General features: G+C 75.3%; 14 protein-coding genes and 1 pseudogene. 7 read left to right on the forward strand and 8 right to left on the reverse strand.

The window, feature by feature from the left end:
• Positions 1–42 precede the first annotated feature (42 nt).
• A pseudogene (locus ACIG0D_RS20140) lies at positions 43–414 on the forward strand (alpha/beta fold hydrolase); the annotation flags it as partial.
• Between the two features lie 13 nt (positions 415–427).
• Here the strand turns inward: ACIG0D_RS20140 and ACIG0D_RS20145 are convergent.
• The gene (locus ACIG0D_RS20145) at positions 428–625 is read right to left on the reverse strand and encodes a hypothetical protein (protein WP_399802515.1); all 198 of its coding nucleotides are present in this window, start codon (positions 623–625) and stop codon (positions 428–430) included.
• A gap of 71 nt (positions 626–696) precedes the next feature.
• Positions 697–1,677, reverse strand: a complete 981-nt coding sequence (locus tag ACIG0D_RS20150) for a DMT family transporter (RefSeq protein ID WP_399802519.1) — start codon at positions 1,675–1,677, stop codon at positions 697–699.
• Positions 1,678–1,724: 47 nt separating this feature from the next.
• On the opposite strand from ACIG0D_RS20150, the gene ACIG0D_RS20155 reads away from it, so the two are divergent.
• From ACIG0D_RS20155 to ACIG0D_RS20165, 3 genes are all read left to right on the forward strand, one after another.
• Positions 1,725–3,428: an aminotransferase class I/II-fold pyridoxal phosphate-dependent enzyme gene (locus tag ACIG0D_RS20155; RefSeq protein ID WP_399802522.1), complete on the forward strand. Its 1,704-nt coding sequence runs from the start codon at positions 1,725–1,727 to the stop codon at positions 3,426–3,428.
• Between the two features lie 121 nt (positions 3,429–3,549).
• Positions 3,550–5,127: an alkaline phosphatase D family protein gene (locus tag ACIG0D_RS20160; RefSeq protein WP_399802525.1), complete on the forward strand. Its 1,578-nt coding sequence runs from the start codon at positions 3,550–3,552 to the stop codon at positions 5,125–5,127.
• Between the two features lie 229 nt (positions 5,128–5,356).
• Positions 5,357–6,784 carry a GNAT family N-acetyltransferase gene (locus ACIG0D_RS20165; RefSeq protein WP_399802528.1) on the forward strand — a complete coding sequence of 476 codons (1,428 nt, stop codon included), beginning with the start codon at positions 5,357–5,359 and terminating at the stop codon, positions 6,782–6,784.
• Between the two features lie 46 nt (positions 6,785–6,830).
• Here the strand turns inward: ACIG0D_RS20165 and ACIG0D_RS20170 are convergent, their stop codons facing one another.
• Complete coding sequence (locus tag ACIG0D_RS20170; RefSeq protein ID WP_365767351.1) at positions 6,831–7,976, reverse strand: PLP-dependent transferase; 1,146 nt, start codon at positions 7,974–7,976, stop codon at positions 6,831–6,833.
• A 60-nt stretch (positions 7,977–8,036) separates the two neighbouring features.
• Between ACIG0D_RS20170 and ACIG0D_RS20175 the strand changes: the two genes are divergently transcribed.
• The gene (locus ACIG0D_RS20175; RefSeq protein ID WP_365767353.1) at positions 8,037–8,528 is read left to right on the forward strand and encodes an Lrp/AsnC family transcriptional regulator; all 492 of its coding nucleotides are present in this window, start codon (positions 8,037–8,039) and stop codon (positions 8,526–8,528) included.
• Positions 8,529–8,560: 32 nt separating this feature from the next.
• A complete protein-coding gene (locus tag ACIG0D_RS20180; RefSeq protein ID WP_399802533.1) occupies positions 8,561–10,249 on the forward strand; it encodes a DUF885 domain-containing protein in 1,689 nt (562 codons plus the stop codon).
• 25 nt (positions 10,250–10,274) lie between these two features.
• Here the strand turns inward: ACIG0D_RS20180 and ACIG0D_RS20185 are convergent, their stop codons facing one another.
• Both ACIG0D_RS20185 and ACIG0D_RS20190 read right to left on the reverse strand, forming a co-directional pair.
• On the reverse strand, positions 10,275–11,120 hold the full coding sequence (locus tag ACIG0D_RS20185) for an SDR family oxidoreductase (protein ID WP_399802536.1): 846 nt from the start codon (positions 11,118–11,120) through the stop codon (positions 10,275–10,277).
• A 170-nt stretch (positions 11,121–11,290) separates the two neighbouring features.
• A complete protein-coding gene (locus tag ACIG0D_RS20190; RefSeq protein WP_399802539.1) occupies positions 11,291–11,797 on the reverse strand; it encodes a rhodanese-like domain-containing protein in 507 nt (168 codons plus the stop codon).
• A gap of 121 nt (positions 11,798–11,918) precedes the next feature.
• Between ACIG0D_RS20190 and ACIG0D_RS20195 the strand changes: the two genes are divergently transcribed.
• Complete coding sequence (locus tag ACIG0D_RS20195; protein ID WP_399802542.1) at positions 11,919–12,365, forward strand: Lrp/AsnC family transcriptional regulator; 447 nt, start codon at positions 11,919–11,921, stop codon at positions 12,363–12,365.
• Here the strand turns inward: ACIG0D_RS20195 and ACIG0D_RS20200 are convergent.
• The 3 genes from ACIG0D_RS20200 to ACIG0D_RS20210 form a co-directional block, all read right to left on the reverse strand.
• On the reverse strand, positions 12,359–15,349 hold the full coding sequence (locus tag ACIG0D_RS20200; protein WP_399802545.1) for an AAA family ATPase: 2,991 nt from the start codon (positions 15,347–15,349) through the stop codon (positions 12,359–12,361). The genes ACIG0D_RS20195 and ACIG0D_RS20200 overlap by 7 nt on opposite strands.
• Before the next feature lie 430 nt (positions 15,350–15,779).
• A complete protein-coding gene (locus ACIG0D_RS20205; protein WP_399802547.1) occupies positions 15,780–16,943 on the reverse strand; it encodes an exonuclease SbcCD subunit D in 1,164 nt (387 codons plus the stop codon).
• Positions 16,944–17,049: 106 nt separating this feature from the next.
• A complete protein-coding gene (locus tag ACIG0D_RS20210; protein WP_399802550.1) occupies positions 17,050–17,676 on the reverse strand; it encodes a YigZ family protein in 627 nt (208 codons plus the stop codon).
• Between the last annotated feature and the right edge of the window lie 9 nt (positions 17,677–17,685).

Here is a 17,685-nt window from a genome sequence, read left to right on the forward strand (position 1 = left end):
GGGGGGGGGGGCGGGGGGCGCCCCCCCCCCCCCCCCCCCCCGCCCCCGTCGGTGGTGGAGCGGCTGGCGCCGTCCGCGGTCGGCCGGACGCTGCTGACCAGCACCATCTACGCCCGCCCGGCCCGGCGCGCGCCGGAGGCCGTGGTCGCCGAGACGCGGGCGCTGGCCACCGCGCGGGGGTTCGCCGAGACCCTGCGCTCGGGCCGGACCGTGCGGTTCACCGACGACGTGCCGGGGCTGCCGGTCACCGTGGCCTGGGGCACCCGGGACCGGCTGCTGGTGCCCCGGCAGGGCGTGCGCGCCAAGACCGTCATCCCCCGCGCCCGGCTGGTCCGGCTGCCCGGCTGCGGTCACGTCCCGATGAACGACGACCCGGCGCTGGTGGCGCGCGTGCTGCTCGACGGCAGCCGCTGAGCGCGCCCGCGGGTCACTCGGCCAGCGCCTTCAGGACCTCCTGGAGGACGGTCGGGTTATACGGCATGCGCACGTGCGGCGTGTGGTCCTCCGGGTCGATGTCCTGGAGGACCAGGTTCCGCACCTGGTGGCCCTCGGTCTCCGTCAGGGCGCACGACTCGTACGGCGTGACCACGTCGTCGTACCGGGTCGCGATCACCGTGTACTTCACGCGCGAAGGTGGTCCTGGTCTCGAACCGGTTCTTGGCGTCCACGGTCGGCCTGCCCCCTCACTGTGGTCTTTCACCTCTGCTTACGCGCGAGCGGCGGCGACCCGTCGTGGCCGTCGGTAACCCCGGCTGCCCCGGGGACGCCGGGCAGATCCCGGGAACGGGCGGGGCGTGACCGCGGGGCCCGCTTCAGCGCGCCGGACCCAAGGGCGACCCCGGCGCCGACCAGGGCGCTGCCGACGGCCTGGGCGGAGCCGTAGGAGCCGGTGCCGACGAGGGGGGCGGTGCAGGCGGCGGCCACGGGGATGAGCCCGGAGAAGAGGGTGGCGCGCTCGGCGCCGATCCGCTGCATGCCCATGTACCAGCAGACGAAGCCGATGACGGTGACGATCGCCGCCTGCCACAGCAGGGCGGCCGTCTCGGTGGGGTCGGGGCGGCGCAGCCAGGCGGTGCCGTCGAGGAGGAGCCCGGCCGCCGCGGACTCCAGTGCGGCGACCCCGCACACGGTGGCGGACAGCAGGCGCGGGCCGAGCGGGCGCAGCACCGGGACGGCGAGCACCGCGAAGCCGACCTCGCCGGCGAGCGCGCCCGCCGACCAGGCGAGTCCGGCGGCGTCGGTGCGGCCCCAGCCCTGGACGGTGAAGGCGCCGACGGCCACCAGCGAGGCCCCGTACAGCACGGTGCGGCGGGGCCGCCGCCCGTCCATGAGCGGGACGACGACCGCGACGACGACCGGCGCGCAGCCCACGAGGACGCCCGGCACGGCGGGTTCGGCGGTGCGCTCCGCGGCCAGGACCGCCAGGTTGAAGCCGACCATGCCGACGGCCGCGAGCAGGGCGAGCCGCGCCCACTGCCGGGCGGTGAGGGCCCGCAGCCGGGCGACGGCGCCCGCTCGGGCGAGCGGGATCAGCAGCAGGCAGGCGAGGGCGTAGCGCAGGAACTGGCCGCCCGCGTACGGGTAGTCGCCGAGGAGGCTGTTGGCGGTGAAGGATCCTCCGACGAGGACGCAGGCGAGCGCGGCGAGGAGGGAGCCGCGGGTGGTGGTGGCGTTCATGGGGCCGACGCTAGGAAGCGTGGCGGCCCGGTTTAAGGTCCACTTCCATGACGGTGTCCCGGACCAATTCCCTTTCCCCGGACGGCGGCTCCCCGGACGGCAGGTCAGCGGGCGGCCGGGACGGCGGCTCCCCGGACGGCGGTTTCTCGGACGGCCGGGACGACGGCTCTCCGGACGGCGGCTCCCCGGACGGCCGGGACGACGGCTCCCCGGACGGCAGATCCACGGGCGGCCGGGACGACGGCTCTACGAACGGCGGTTCCCCGGACGGCCGGGACGACAGCTTTACGAACGGCGACTCCCCGGACGGCGGCTCCCCGGACGGCAGGTCCGCGGGCGGCCGGGACGGCGGCTCGGTCGCCTGGGAGGTGCTGCTGCCGGCCGCCTCCGCGCCGGCGCGGTCGCGGGGGCGGGCGTTGCAGGCGGCGCTGCGGGAGGCGGTGCGCACGGGGCGGCTGGCGGCGGGCACGCGGCTGCCGTCGAGCCGGGATCTCGCCGCGGACCTGGGGGTGTCGCGGGGGCTGGTCACGGAGGCGTACGAGCAGCTGACGGCGGAGGGTTATCTGCGCAGCGGGCGGGGCGCGGGGACGTGGGTGGGGGACGCCGTGCGGGCCGCCCGGCCGGGCGTGCGGGACCTCGCGCCGCGCGCCCTGGGCGCGCGCGCCGACTTCGTGCCGGGCACCCCGGATCTGTCGCTGTTCCCGCGCGCGGCGTGGACCGTGGCGCAGCGCCGGGTGCTGGCCGAGCTGCCGCACCACGGCCTCGGCTATCCGGACCCGCGCGGCCTGCCCCGGCTGCGCACCGCCCTGGCCGGACTGCTGGCCCGGCGGCGGGGCGTCGTCGCGGACCCGGAGCGGATCGTGGTGGTCTCCGGGGTGACGCAGGCGATGGCGCTGCTGGGGTTCGCGCTGCGCGCGCGGGGCGTCCGCGCGGTCGGCGTCGAGGACCCGGGCAGCCCCCAGCACGACGACGTGTACGCCTCGGCCGGGGTCGCCACCGTGCCGCTGCCGCTGGACGACGACGGCCTCGCGCCCGGCCCGCTGCGCGCGTCGGGCGTGCGGGCGGTGGTGACGACCCCGGCGCACCAGTACCCGACCGGCATCGCCTACTCGGCGCGGCGCCGCGCCGAACTCCTCGACTGGGCGCGGTCGGTGGACGGGATCGTCCTGGAGGACGACTACGACGGCGACTTCCGCTACGACCGTGCCCCCGTCGGCGCGCTCCAGGGCCTCGACCCGGAGCGGGTGGCCTACACCGGGTCGGTGAGCAAGTCCCTGGCGCCCGGACTGCGGCTGGGCTGGCTGCTGGTCCCCGAGTGGCTGGCGGAGGAGGTCGTGGCCCGCAAGCGGACGACGGATCTCGGCCATCCCAGCGTCGACCAGGCGGTGTTCGCCGACTTCGTGGAGCGCGGCGACTACGACCGTCAGCTGCGCCGCTGCCAGCGCGCCTACCGGGAGCGGCGCGACACGCTCGTCGCCGCGCTCGCGGAGTTCTTCCCCGGTGCGGAGGTGTCCGGGATCGCGGCCGGGCTGCACGTCATCGCGACGCTGCCGGAGCGGTACGGCCCCGAGCAGGCCTTTCTCGCGCGCGTGGCCGCGGCGGGTGTCGCCGTCCGGCCGCTGTCGGACTGCGCGCACGCGGGCACCGGGGCGGGGCCGCGCGATCCGGGGGTGCGGCTGGTGCTGGGGTACGCGCATCTGCCGCCGGGGCGGATCCGGGAGGGCGTACGGCTGATGGCCGAGGCGATGTGACCGGCACGGCGGTTCCCCGGCCGGCGGGACCGGCTGTTCACTTGTGGTTTCCGTGTGCGCCGTGATGTCCGCGTAGGTGTGGCTCCACACACTGGCCGGATTCCGTCCTGGAGGCCCCTTCATGTCCCAGCGCCCGCTCCCCGACCGCCGTACCGTGCTGCGCGGCTCGCTCGCCGCGTCCGCCGCCCTGACCCTGCCCGCCGCCGGTCTCGGCGCGGCCCCCGCGCTCGCCCTGTCGGGGCGCCCGCGCGCGGGCTGGGGTGTGCAGACCGGTGATGTGACGACGGACTCCGGGCTGGTGTGGGTGCGCTCGGACCGGCCGGCCCGGATGATCGTCGAGACGTCCGCCACCGAGTCGTTCCGCAATCCGCGCCGATGGCACGGGCCGCTGCTGGGCGCGGACACCGACTTCACCGGCACCACCCGGCTGCGCGGTCTGCCGCCCGGCGAGCAGATCCACTACCGGGTGCTCCTGGCCGACCCTGACGACCCGCGCCGCACCGGCGAGCCGGTGACCGGCACGTTCCGCACCGCGTCCGTCCGGCGCCGCGACGGGGTGCGGTTCGTCTGGTCCGGCGACCTGGCAGGTCAGGGCTGGGGCATCAACCCGGACCTCGGCGGCTACCGCATCTACGACGCGATGGCCGCCCTGGACCCGGACTTCTTCCTCTGCTCCGGCGACAACGTCTACGCCGACGGGCCGATCGGCGAGACCGTCACCCTGCCCGACGGGCGGATCTGGCGGAACGTCACCACCGAGGAGAAGTCCAAGGTCGCCGAGACGCTGGCCGAGTTCCGCGGCAACTTCCGGTACAACCTGCTGGACGAGAACCTGCGCGCGTTCAACGCCCGGGTGCCGTCGATCATCCAGTGGGACGACCACGAGGTCACCAACAACTGGTACCCGGGCGAGATCCTCGCCGACGGCCGGTACACGGAGAAGAACGTCGACGTGCTGGCCGCGCGGGCCCGGCAGGCGTTCTCCGAGTACTTCCCGATCTCCACGCTGCGCCGCCCCGACGGCCGCGTCTACCGGGTGCAGCGGCACGGCCCGCTGCTGGACGTCTTCGTGCTCGACATGCGCACCTACCGCAACGCGAACTCGCCGGGCGGCCAGAGCACCGACCCGCAGGGCATCCTCGGCCGGGAGCAGCTGGAGTGGCTGAAGAAGGAGCTGTCGCGGTCGCGCGCGGTGTGGAAGGTGATCGCCTCCGACATGCCGCTCGGCCTGGTCGTGCCGGACACCGGGGACGGCAGGCCGAACATCGAGGCGGTCGCGCAGGGCGACCCGGGTGCCCCGCTCGGCCGGGAACTCCAGATCGCCGAGCTGCTGCGGTTCGTCAAGCACCGCCGGATCACCGGCACGGTCTGGGTCACGGCGGACGTGCACTACACCTCCGCGCAGCACTACCAGCCGTCGCGGGCCGCGTTCACCGACTTCGAGCCGTTCTGGGAGTTCGTCTCCGGACCGCTCAACGCCGGCGCCTTCCCGGCGAACGCCCTCGACGGCACGTTCGGTCCGGAGCGGGTCTTCGTGAAGGCGCCGACGAGGGCGAACGTGTCCCCCGCGGAGGGCTACCAGTTCTTCGGCGAGGTCGACATCGACGGCGACACCGCGGAACTGACGGTCCGGCTGCGGGAGCAGGACGGGACCGTGCTGTTCACGAAGGTGCTCCAGCCGGGTCTCGTCGGGCAGTAGCCCCGGGACGGCCGGGAGATCCCGTACCCTCGTGCCGTGTCGCGCACCGCCGTCATCCCGTGGTGCGCGACATCGTTCGCGTGCGGGACATCGTCCACGTGCGCGGGATCGCTCGAGGGCGCGTCATTACTTGAACGCAAAACGGACAGAAGCCCGCTTTACCCATCAGTCACACACCGTTCGTGATCACGCAACACCGTTCCCTCACAGTGGGTGCATGAATCGGAAGATGACTGATGTGACGCGCGCGAAGAACGGGCGTCCCGTGCACCACTGGCGCCGGGACGTCGTCGAACTCGCCGCCCTCTTCACCGCCGTGGCGGTCGCCGACGCCGTGGCCAACCTGATCGGCCACGGCCCCGACGGCCCGGCGCTGCTGCTGGTCTCCGCGGTCCTGCTGCTCGCCACCGCGGCGTTCCACACCTGGTGGGGACGGCACCACGGCCACGCACCGCCGACCTCCGATACCGGCGCCCGGCCCGGCTCATCCGAGCGACGGGCCGGGCCGGCCGAGGGCACCGGGACCGGAGATCCGCAGGGCACCGAGGGCCCGGCGGGCACGCCCGAGGGCGCCTCCGGGCAGAGCACGCTGTGGCGGCTGCGGACGACCGTGCGGGACGAGCCGGGGTCGCTGGCCGCGCTGTGCACGGCCCTCGCCGGTCACCGGGTGGACATCCTGAGCCTCCAGACGCACCCGCTGGGCCACGGCACGGTGGACGAGTTCCTGCTGCGCGCCCCGCGGGCGCTCTCGGCCGGCGAGATCACCCGCGCGGTGGCGCTGGCCGGCGGCACCGGCACCTGGATCGAGCGGGCCGACGCCCACGACCTGGTGGACGCCCCGACCCGGATCCTGGGCCTCGCCACCCGCACCGCCCTGGACGCGGCCGAACTGCCGCTCGCGCTGCGCCAGTTGCTGGGCCGCTGCACGATCCGCCAGCTTCCCGCCGCCCCCGCGGGAGGCGCGGAGGACGCCGTCCCGGCGGAGGGCGTCCTGGAGGACACCGTGCTGCGGCTGCGCGCCCCGGAGGGCGGCGTGATCACCGTGGAGCGGCCGTATCTGCCGTTCACCCCGACCGAGTTCGCGCGGGCGCGGGCGCTGGTGGAGCTGGACTCCCGGCTGGGTCCGCGGGTTCCGCGCGGCGAGGACGTGCTGACCCTGCCGGAGGGTGAGGCGATCACCGTGCGCCGGGCCGACACCGGCGACGTGGCGGCGGCGAAGGAGATGCACGGGCGCTGCTCGTCGCGCACCCTGTCGCTGCGCTACCACGGGCCGGTCGGGGACGCGGACCGCTACCTCAACCATCTGCTCTCCCCGCGCTACGGCCGTACGCTCGCCGTGGAGACCGCCTCCGGGCGGATCGTCGCCCTCGGCCATCTGCTGTGGGACGGGGACGAGACGGAGGTGGCGCTGCTCGTGGAGGACGCCTGGCAGGGGCGCGGCATCGGCTCCGAACTGCTGGGCCGGCTGGCCGGGATGGCCGCCGAGGCGGGCTGCGCGAGCGTGTACGCCGTCACCCAGGCCTCCAACACCGGCATGGTCGCCGCGATGCGCGGTCTGGGCCTGCCCCTCGACTACCAGATCGAGGAGGGCACCCTGGTGATCACGGCCCGGCTGGAGACGGCCGCGGTGGCCGGCCGGCCCGCCGTCGGCGACTGACGCGTCCCGTGGTGAACGGCCCGGCTGCGCCGGGCCGTTCACGCGTTCACCCCAGGGCCCGGTCCAGGTCGGCCCACAGGTCGTCGACGTCCTCCAGGCCCACCGACAGCCGCAGCAGCCGGTCGCTGACCCCGGCGCCCCGGCGGTCGTCGGCGTCGACGATGCGGTGGCTGATGGACGCCGGGTGCTGGATGAGGGTGTCGACGCTGCCGAGGCTGACGGCCGGGGTGATCAGCCGGACACCGCCGATGACGGCGTGCGGGTCGCCGTACGTCTCGAAGGCGATCATCGCGCCGCCGATGCGCGGGTAGTGCACCCGCTCGACCCGCGGGTCGGCGGCGAGGCGGCGGGCGAGTTCGGCGGCCGTCTCCGAGGCGGCCTTCACCCGCACGGGCAGGGTGGCGAGACCGCGCAGCAGCAGATAACCGGCGAGCGGATGCAGGACCCCGCCGGTGGCGAACCGGACCTGACGCAGCCGGCCCGCGAACTCCTCGTCGCAGGCGACGACTCCGGCGAGCACGTCGCCGTGGCCGCCGAGGTACTTGGTGGCGCTGTGCAGCACCAGCCGCGCGCCGTGCTCGACGGGGCGCTGGAGCACGGGCGTGGCGAAGGTGTTGTCCGCCAGCAGCGGCACCGAGCCGCAGGCGTGGGCGACGGCCCGCAGATCGAGTTCGGCGAGCGTCGGATTGGCCGGGGACTCGACGAGGACCAGTCCGGTGTCGGGGCGCAGCGCCTCCGCTATGCCGGCCGGGTCGGTCCAGGTGACCTCGGTGCCGAGGAGACCGGCGGTGAGCAGATGGTCGCTGCACCCGTAGAGGGGGCGTACGGCGACGACGTGCCGCAGGCCGAGGGAGGCCCGGACGAGGAGGACCGCGCTGAGCGCGGCCATGCCGCTGGCGAACGCGACGGCGGCCTCGGTGCCCTCCAGGCGGGCGAGGGCGGTCTCGAAGCGGGCGACGGTGGGGTTGCCGAGGCGGCCGTAGACGGGCGGGCCGTCCGGTTCGGCGCCGGTCGCGGCGAACGCGTCGATGCGGGCGGCCTCGGCGCGGCTGTCGGCGGAGGGGTAGGTGGTCGACAGGTCGATCGGGGGGACGTGCAGGCCGAGACCGGCGAGGTCGTCGCGGCCGGCGTGCACGGCCTCGGTGGCCAGGGCCCGGGTACGGGTGCGTGTCTGTGTGCGCGCTGACTCCATGGCGCAGAGGGTGAACACCGGCCGGGGTCGGATCGTTCCTTTCCGTGTTACGTTCGGCCGATGGCGGAATCTGTCGTACTGGATCCGGTGGATCTCCATCTGCTGCGGCTGTTGCAGAACGACGCCCGGACCACGTACCGGGACCTCGCCGCGCAGGTGGGGGTCGCGCCGTCGACCTGTCTGGACCGGGTGACCCGGCTGCGCCGCGCGGGCGTGATCCTCGGGCACCAGCTGCGGCTGGACCCGGCCAAGCTGGGGCGCGGCCTGGAGGCCCTGCTGTCGGTGCAGGTCAGACCGCACCGGCGGGAGCTGGTCGGACCGTTCGTGGAACGCATCCGGGCGCTGCCGGAGTCCCGGACCGTCTTCCATCTCACCGGCCCGGACGACTATCTCGTCCATGTCGCGGTCGCCGACATGGCGGACCTGCAACGGCTGGTCCTGGACGAGTTCACGGCCCGCCGCGAGGTGGCCCGGGTCGAGACCCGGCTGATCTTCCAGCAGTGGGACTGCGGCCCGCTGCTGCCGCCTTCGCCGTCGGCGCAAACCGGGTGACGGCGCCGGGCCGCCGTACGAGGATGGTCCGCATGTCAGACACCAACAGCGCGCTGCCCCGCGAGATCGCCGACGGCTACGTCGACGAGTTGATCGCCCTCGACCCCGTGACCGGAACCTACCTGGGCGCGAAGGAGAGTTCGAGCCGCCTGCCCGACCTCTCGCCCGCGGGCCAGGAAGCCCTCGCGGAGCTGGCCCGCCGGACGCTGGCGCGGCTCGACGAGGCCGAGCGCCGGCCCGGCGCGGACAGCGACATCGAGCGGCGCTGCGCCCGGCTGCTGCGGGAGCGGCTGACCGCCGAACTCGCCGTGCACGAGGCGGACGAGGGGCTGCGCGCGGTCGGCAACCTCGGCATGCCCGTCCACCACGTGCGCGAGGTGTTCACGGTGACCCCGGCGGACACCGAGGAGGACTGGGCGGCGATCGCCGAGCGGCTGCGGGCCGTACCGTCCGCGCTCGCGGGCTACCGCGGGTCCCTGGCGCTCGGCCTGGACCGCAAGCTGTACGGGCCGCCGCGCCCGACCGCCGTCTTCATCGAGCAGCTCGCCGAGTGGGCGGACACCGGCTCGGGCCGCGGCTGGTTCGAGGACTTCGCCGCCGCCGGCCCCGACGCGCTGCGCACCGAGCTGGACGAGGCCGCCCGGGCGGCGACGGCGGCCGTGGCCGAGCTGCGGGACTGGATGCGCGAGGTGTACGCGCCGGCCGTCGAGGGCGCCCCGAACACGGTGGGCCGCGAGCGCTACGCCCGCTGGTCGCGCTACTACAACGGCACCGACCTCGACCTGGACGAGGCGTACGCCTACGGCTGGGCGGAGTTCCACCGCATCCTCGGCGAGATGCGCGAGGAGGCCGAGAAGATCCTGCCGGGCGCCGAGACCCCGTGGGTGGCGCTGGCGCACCTCGACGAGCACGGCCGGCACATCGAGGGCGTCGACGAGACCCGGGAGTGGCTCCAGGGCCTGATGGACGAGGCGATCGAGAAGCTGGACGGCACCCACTTCGAACTCGCCGAGCGAGTGCGGAAGGTGGAGTCGCGCATCGCCCCGCCCGGCAGCGCCGCCGCCCCCTACTACACCCCGCCGTCGGAGGACTTCTCCCGCCCGGGCCGCACCTGGCTGCCCACGATGGGCCAGACCCGGTTCCCGGTCTACGACCTGGTGTCCACCTGGTACCACGAGGGCGTGCCCGGCCATCACCTCCAGCTCGCGCAGTGGGCGCACGTCGCCGACGACCTGTCGCGCTACCAGGCATCCGTCGGCATGGTCAGCGCCAACGCCGAGGGCTGGGCCCTCTACGCGGAGCGGCTGATGGACGAGCTGGGCTTCCTCACGGACGCCGAGGTGCGGCTCGGGTACCTGGACGCGCAGATGATGCGGGCCCTGCGGGTGATCGTCGACATCGGCATGCACCTGGAGCTGGAGATCCCCGCGGACTCGCCGTTCCACCCGGGCGAGCGGTGGACACCCGAGCTGGCCGAGGAGTTCTGCGGCGCGCACAGCAGCCGCCCGAAGGACTACGTCTCCAGTGAGCTGACCCGCTACCTGACGATCCCCGGCCAGGCCATCGGCTACAAACTGGGCGAGCGGGCCTGGCTGCTGGGCCGGCAGAAGGCGCGCGAGCGGCACGGCGACGCCTTCGACCTCAAGGCCTGGCACATGGCGGCCCTGTCCCAGGGGTCGCTGGGCCTGGACGACCTGGTGGACGAGCTGTCCCGGCTCTGACCGGCCACGGGTCCGCGGGCGCCGCTCATCTGCGGAAGCCGCCCTCGGAGTCGATCACCTGACCGGTGACCCAGTCCGCCTCGTCCGTCGCCAGCCAGGCGATGAGGCGGGCCGGGTCGTCGGGCATGCCCCAGCGCCCGGCGGGGAAGCGGGAGGCGACCCAGTCGTAGGCCTCGCCGGTCATGTAGTCGGTGTCGACCGGGCCGGGGTTGACGGTGTTCACGGTGACCGCGTGCTCGGCGAGGGTGGTCGCGAGGGAGCGGGTGATGGAGGCGAGGGCGCCCTTCTGGAGGGCGTAGGCGATCTCGCCGGGCATACCGCCGCCGTGGTCCTGCCCGGAGGTCATCATCACCACCCGGCCGCCCGGGGTGCGCGGCGGCAGTTCGGCGCGCAGCCGGGCGTACGCCTGCACCAGCAGGAGCACCGAGCGGGTGTCGATGGCCCAGTGCGCGTCGAGCATGGCCGCGTCGATGGCGTCCAGGCTGCCGTCGGTGCCGCTGAGGGCGTGGTTGGCGACGAGGATGTCGAGCCGTCCGCCGAGCGCGTCGGCGGCGGTGGCGATCAGCTCGGCGGGGGCGGCAGGGTCGGCGAGGTCGCCGGGCCCGTGTACGATCCGCGCGTCCGGATCGCCGAGGGCGGCGCGCACGGAGGCGGCCACCTCCTCGGGCCGGTCGGCGCCCCAGGGCTGGGCGGCGTCGTGCGGCACGTGGTGGTGCAGATAGACACTCGCGCCGTACGCCGCGAGCCGCCGGGCCACGGCGTACCCGATGCCACCACGCCGGCTGGCCCCGGTGACGAGCGCGGTCCGCCCACGCAACGGCAACGGGTCACGGCGCAGCTCTTCGGGGGTGGGATGCGGAAGTCGAGGCATACGGATCATGATGCGCGGCGGGCAAGGCCACCGGCATCCCGTTTTCCCTCGGGCTCCTTGCCGACGAGGTCCGGGACTCCCGCCCTTGAGGGGCGCGGGGAACTGCGCGACCGGCCGACCCCGACCCGCACCCGCCGACCGACCGCACCCCGCGGCTCCTCACGCGACCTTCAGCAACCGCACTCCTCCGAGCCCACAGGCGCCGTCAACGCGTCCGCGGCCCGCCGCTCCCGCCCCTCCCACGTCTCGAACTCGAACCCCTCCCGCGCCCAGTACTCGAATCCCCCCAGCATCTCCTTGACCCGGTACCCGAGTTCGGCGAGGGCGAGCGCGGCCCGCGTGGCGCCGTTGCAGCCGGGCCCCCAGCAGTACGTCACGACGGGCACCGACTTGTCGAGCAACTCCTCGGCCTGCGAGGGGATCAGCGCGGTCGGCAGGTGCACGGCACCGGGCACGTGCCCCTGGTCCCACGCCGCGGTGGAACGCGAGTCCAGCACCACGAACCCCGGATCCCCGCCGGCGGCCAGCGCCGCGGCCACGTCGGAGACGTCCGCGTGGAAGACGAGACTGGCCCGGAAGTAGGCGGCGGCCTCGGCGGGCGCGGCGGGGGCGACGCGCAGGACGGGGTTTGTGGAGGCGGGGGCCGTGGCGGCGGTGGCCGTGGCGGTGGCGGTCATCGCGAGGTGTCCTCTCTGCTGTCCGATGACCAGAAATCTACGGCCGGTGATCATCTCCCTGAAGGGCCGTTCCACGGTCCGGCCCTTGCCCGGCCGGGGATTCCCCTGCTATCCCTCGGGGATGACCACGTTTTCCCCGGACGCCACCGACTGGCGCATCCTCGACGTCCTCCAGCGGGAGGGCCGCGCCAGTTTCGCCGAGCTGGCGCGGGCCGTCTCCATGTCCCCGAGCGCCGTGACCGAGCGGGTGCGCCGGATGGAGGAGGCGGGTGTCATCCAGGGGTACGCGGCGGTGGTGGACCCCGAGCGGCTGGGCCTGCCGATCCTCGCGTTCGTCCGGCTGCGCTACCCCAACGGCAACTACAAGCCGTTCCACGACCTGGTCGCCGTGACTCCGGAGATCCTGGAGGCGCACCACGTCACCGGCGACGACTGTTTCGTCATCAAGGTGGCCGCCCGTTCGATGCGGCACCTGGAGGAGGTGTCGGGGCGGATCGGGACGCTGGGCTCGGTGACCACCAGCGTCGTCTACTCCTCCCCGCTGCCCCGCCGCCCCCTCGGTCAGTGACCGCGCTGCCGCAGCGTCGAACCGGTTCTGCCCTTGACGACCTCCAGCTGCGCGTGGATCCGCCGCCGCAGGTCGGGGACGTGGCTGACGATGCCGACGCTGCGGTCGCGCTCGCGCAGTGAGTCGAGCACGTCCAGCACCTCGTCGAGGGTCTGGTCGTCGAGGCTGCCGAAACCCTCGTCGATGAAGAGGGTGTCGAGGCGGACCCCGCCGGCCTCGTCGGTGACGACGTCGGCGAGGCCGAGGGCGAGGGCGAGCGAGGCGAAGAAGGTCTCGCCGCCGGACAGGGTCGCCGTGTCCCGCTCGCGTCCGGTCCAGGCGTCGACGACGTGCAGTCCGAGTCCGCTGCGCCCGCGTCCGGCCCGGTCGTCGGAGTGCACCAGGGTGTAGCGGCCGGACGACATGCGTTGCAGCCGTACGGTCGCGGCGGCGGCGACCTGCTCCAGGCGGGCGGCGAGGACGTAGGCCTCCAGGCGCATCCGGCGCTCGTTGTCGGCGGAGGTGCCGGCCGCGAGTGCGGCGAGCCGGGCCACCCGGTCGTACTCCTCGCGCAGCGGCGCGAGGCGGCGCACGGCGGTGGCCGCGCGGGCGGAGAGCCGGTCGAGTTCGGCGCACCGGCGCTCGGCGGCGTCCCGCGCGGAGGCGGCCTCGCGCACCCGGCGTTCCGCCTCGGCGGCGGCCTGTTCGGCGGCGCCGAGGTCGGCGGGCGGCTGCCCGGCCGCGGCGGCGGTGTCGGCCTCGGCGAGCACCGCGCGGACGGCGGCCTCCTCGGTCTGCCAGGCGTCCAGCCGGTGTTGCAGCTCGCGGTGGGCGGCGTCGTCGAGGAGGGCGTCGGCCGCGGCCTGCGGGGTGTCGAAACCGGCCCGGAAGGCGGCGTCGGCGAGCCGCGCGTCGGCGGTCTTCAGGCGCTGGGCGGTGTCCTCGGCAGTGCGGGCGGCCTCGGCCGCCTCGGTGAGCCGGGCGGCCATCAGCTCCAGCTGGGCGGCGCGCGCGGCCACGCTCTCGGCCCTGCCCCGCGCGGTGGCCAGCTCCTCCTCCAGCGCGGCGCGTTCGCTCTCCAGTCGTTCCCGGTGGCCGACGCGTGCGGCGGCCCGGACGGCGGCCTGCTGGCGGGCGGCGGTGCGCCGCTCGTGCTCCTGCTCGGCGTGGCGCAGCTCCTCTTGGGCGGCGTGCAGCGCTGAGGCGGCGGCGCGCGCCTGCTGGTACCGCCGCTCCAGCTCCTCGGCCTCGCGGGCGAGGTCGTCGGCCGGGGCGTCCCCGGCCTCGGCGGTGGCGCCGGCCAGCGCCTCCCGTACGGCGGCCAGGCGCCGTTCGTGCTCGGCGCGCTGTTCCTCGGCGCGCTGGCAGGCGGCGAGGGCGCGTTCCTCGGTCTCCCGGTCGACGTGCGCGGCGTCCTTGCGGGCCGGGGCGGGGTGGTCGGTGGCACCGCAGACGGCGCAGGGCTCGCCGGCGACGAGGTTCGCGGCGAGTTCGGCGGCGATGCCGTTCAGCCGCTGTTCCTTGAGGTCGAGCCAGTGGGCGCGGGCCTCGACGGCGTCGTGGGCGGCGGCGAGGGCCTGCCGCTCGGCGGTGTCCGCCTGCGCGGCGAGCCGGTCGCGTTCGCGGGCCGCGGCCAGCCGCCGGCGGGCGGGCTCGCGCCGCTCGGCGAGCTGTTCCGCCCGCCCCGCTGCCTCCTGCGCGGACTCGATACGGGACCGCAGTTGCGCGCGGGTGGTCTCCCATCCGGCGAGCCAGGCGTCGGCCTCCTGGAGGATGTCCTCGTCGGCGCGTTCCTGGCGGTCGAGGCCGTCGCGTTCGGCGACGAGGTCGGCGAGGCGGCGCTCCGCGCGGCGGGCCGATTCCAGTCCGCCCAGTTCCTCGGCGGCCCGGCGGGCGTCGGCGGCGAGTCCGGCGGCTGAGGCGTCGGCGTACCGCTCGGGCAGCGCGGCCCGCGCGCGGGCCTCGGCGTCGGCCGCGCGGCGGTGCTCGGCGTCGGCGGAGTCCCGCAGCTCCAGGGCGGGCGCCACGGCCTCGGCCTTGCGGCCCCGTTCCATCCGGGTCTGGGCCTCGCGGTGGGCGTCGGCCCGCTCCTGGAGCCGCACCGCCCGCTGCCGGGCCTCGGCGAACCGCCGTTGCAGGCGGGCCAGTTCGCGTACGTCGTCCAGGGTGCGGTCGGCGGCGGCCCGTGCGGACTCGGCGGCGGCGAGCCGCGACTGCGCGATGGCCAGCTCCTCGCGGGCGGTGCTGCGGGCGACGGCGGCGGCGCTCAGCACGGCGTCGGCGAGGCCGGGGTCGCCGGGGGCCAGCTCGGGCAGGTCCAGGGCGCCGCCCGCCGCCTGCTGCATGCGGTGGGCGTCGGCGAGCAGGGCCGCGTCGCCGTCGCGGACGTCGGCCTCGGTGGCGCGGCGGCGGTCGGCGAGCCGCTTCTCGACGTCGGCGAAGCGCTGGGTGTCGAAGAGCCGGCCGAGCAGCTTGCCGCGGGCCTCGGCGTCGGCGCGCAGGAAGCGCGCGAAGTCGCCCTGCGGCAACAGCACCACTTGGCAGAACTGCTCCCGGCTCATGCCGAGCAGCTGGGTGATCTCCTCGCCGATCTCCTGGTGCGAGCGGCTGCGGTCCCGCCAGCTCCCGGCCGCCGCGTCGTACTCGCGCAGCCAGGTCTGGGCCTTGTCGACCGTCGTCCCCGTGCCGCGCTTCTTGGGGCGTTCCCAGGGCGGCTGCCGGGTGATCTCCAGGCGGCGGCCGGCGACGGTCAGCTCCAGCGTCACCGAGGTACGGGTGCCCGGCGCCGCGTGGTCACTGCGCAGACCGGTGCCCTGGCCGCTCTGCCGCGCACCCGGTACGGAGCCGTAGAGCGCGTAGCACACCGCGTCCAGCACGGACGTCTTGCCCGCGCCGGTCGGCCCGTGCAGCAGGAACAGCCCGGCGGCGGAGAGCGCGTCGAAGTCGACGCTCTGGGACCCGCCGAAGGGCCCGAAGGCGGTGATGTCGAGCCGGTGAAGCCTCATCGGACGGCCTCCGGGGTGCGCGGGCCGCGGACACGGCGGGGACGGGGCGCGTGGCAGGCATCGCGGACACGCGGGTGGAGGGGCACCCGACGGACGTGGGACACGTGACCGGCGCGCGCCATGGGGCGGGCCGCGGGGTCGCGGCGGGTGCGGGACAGGCATCGCGCGCCCGCCATCCGGCAGGCGCGGGACACGCGGCGCGCACCGGGCCTGCGGCAGGGGTGAGGCAGGTGGCGCGCGCCCGGCATCCGGCAGGCGCAGGACACGCAGCGCACGCCGGGCCCGCGGCAGGTGCGGGACACGGGGCGGGCGCCGGGCCTGCGGCAGGTGCGGGACACGCGGCGGGCGCCAGGCACCCGGCGGATGTCGGACACGCAGAGGCCGGCGAACGCACGGCGGGGGCGCCGCACGCCGTGCGCGGGCTGGGCCGTCACCGGGTCACCTCCCGCACCGCCCGGTCCGCGCGGACGGCGTCGAAGGCCTCGCGGAGCACCGCGCGCTCCCGGTCGTCGGGTCCCGCGCCGCGGACGTGGGCGACGAAGTCCTCGGCGATCTGCTGGTCGCTGCGGCCGGCCAGGCGGCGGGCGTAGGAGACGTCGGGGTCGTCGGGGGCTCGTTCGGGGGCGAAGACGAGGCTGAGGGTGTGCGGGAAGCGCTCGGTGAGGCGGGCCATGGGTTCGGCGGGGCGGACCGCGTCGGTGAGGGTCGCCTCGACCCACGCGTCCTCGTGCCGCGCCAGCTCGGGGTCGGCGAGCAGGTCCTCCAGGGTGCCGCGGATACGGGCCAGGGGGCGCGGCACCGGGCAGTCGACGCGCTCGGCGGTGACCGCGCCGTCGGCGTCGAGGTCGACGAGCCACATGCTCTTGCGGTGCTCGGCCTCGGAGAAGGAGTAGGGCAGCGGGGAGCCGGAGTAGCGCACGCGCTCGGTGATGGTCTGGCAGCCGTGCAGATGCCCCAGCGCGGCGTAGTCGACGCCGTCGAAGACGCCGGCCGGGACGGCGGCGACGCCGCCGACGGTGATGTCCCGCTCGCTGTCGCTGGCCTCGCCGCCGGTGACGAAGGCGTGGGCGAGGACGACGGACCGGGTGCCCGGCGCGCGGGTGGCGAGGTCCGCGCGGACCCGGTCCATGGCGGCGGCCAGCACCGCCTCGTGCCCGGCCTTGTCCACTGCGAACTCGTCCTTCACCAGGGCGGGTTCGAGATACGGCAGTCCGTAGAAGGCCACGTCCCCGTGGGCGTCCCGCAGCACGACCGGCGTGCCGCACGCCGCCGGGTCCGTCCGCAGGTGGATGCCGGCCCGGTCGATCAGACCGGCGCCGACGCCGAGGCGGCGCGCCGAGTCGTGGTTGCCGGAGATCATCACCGTGGGCACGCCGAGGGCGGCGAGCCGGTGCAGGGCGTCGTCGAAGAGCTCGACGGCGGCGAGCGGCGGCACCGCGCGGTCGTACACATCACCCGACACGACCACCGCGTCCACCGCGCGCTCGCGCACGGTGTCGACGAGGTGGCCGATGAACTCGGCCTGGGCCCCGAGCATGTTCACCCGGTGGAACGCCCGGCCGAGATGCCAGTCGGAAGTGTGCAGCAGTCGCATGATCCCCGAGACTAACGGCCGGGTCTGACATCACGGCCGGTTACTCCTGTATCGCCCGTCATGCGTGCAGGAAAACAAGGGAATTACGGCTGCTTTGTCCGGATTGTCATGCGTCGCCGTAGGCCTCCCCGCCCAGTTCGAACCCCGCCGTCCCGGCCGTCGCGTCCGCGAGCCAGGCGCGGAAGGCGTCCACGTCGGCGTCGGGCAGCCCGATCTCGATGGTGACCACCTCCCCGTAGCGCACGTCCCGCACCTCCCGCCCGGTCGCGCGCAGGTCGTTCTGCACCTTGCCCGCGCGGTGGTGGTCGACGGTCACCGTGGCCAGCCGGAACCGCCGCCGGGTGATCGTGCCGAGCGCGTCCAGGGCCTCCCCGACCGCTCCGCCGTAGGCGCGGATGAGTCCGCCCGCGCCGAGCTTGACGCCGCCGTAGTACCGGGTGACGACGGCGACGACGTACCGCATGTCGCGGCGCAGCAGCATCTGGAGCATGGGGACGCCGGCGGTGCCGCCGGGCTCGCCGTCGTCGCTGGCCTTCTGGATCGCGGCGTCCGCGCCGATGACGTACGCCCAGCAGTTGTGGGTGGCGTCGGCGTGCTCCTTGCGCACGGCGGCGATGAAGTCCTGGGCCTCCCGCTCGGTGGCCGCCGGCGCCAGGGCGCACAGGAAGCGGGAGCGGTTGACCTCGGTCTCGTGCACGCCCGCGCGGGCGACCGTGCGGTACTCGTCCTGCATCCGGCCAGC

The organism is Streptomyces sp. NPDC052773 (genome assembly GCF_044547145.1).
Taxonomy (GTDB): Bacteria; Actinomycetota; Actinomycetes; order Streptomycetales; family Streptomycetaceae; genus Streptomyces.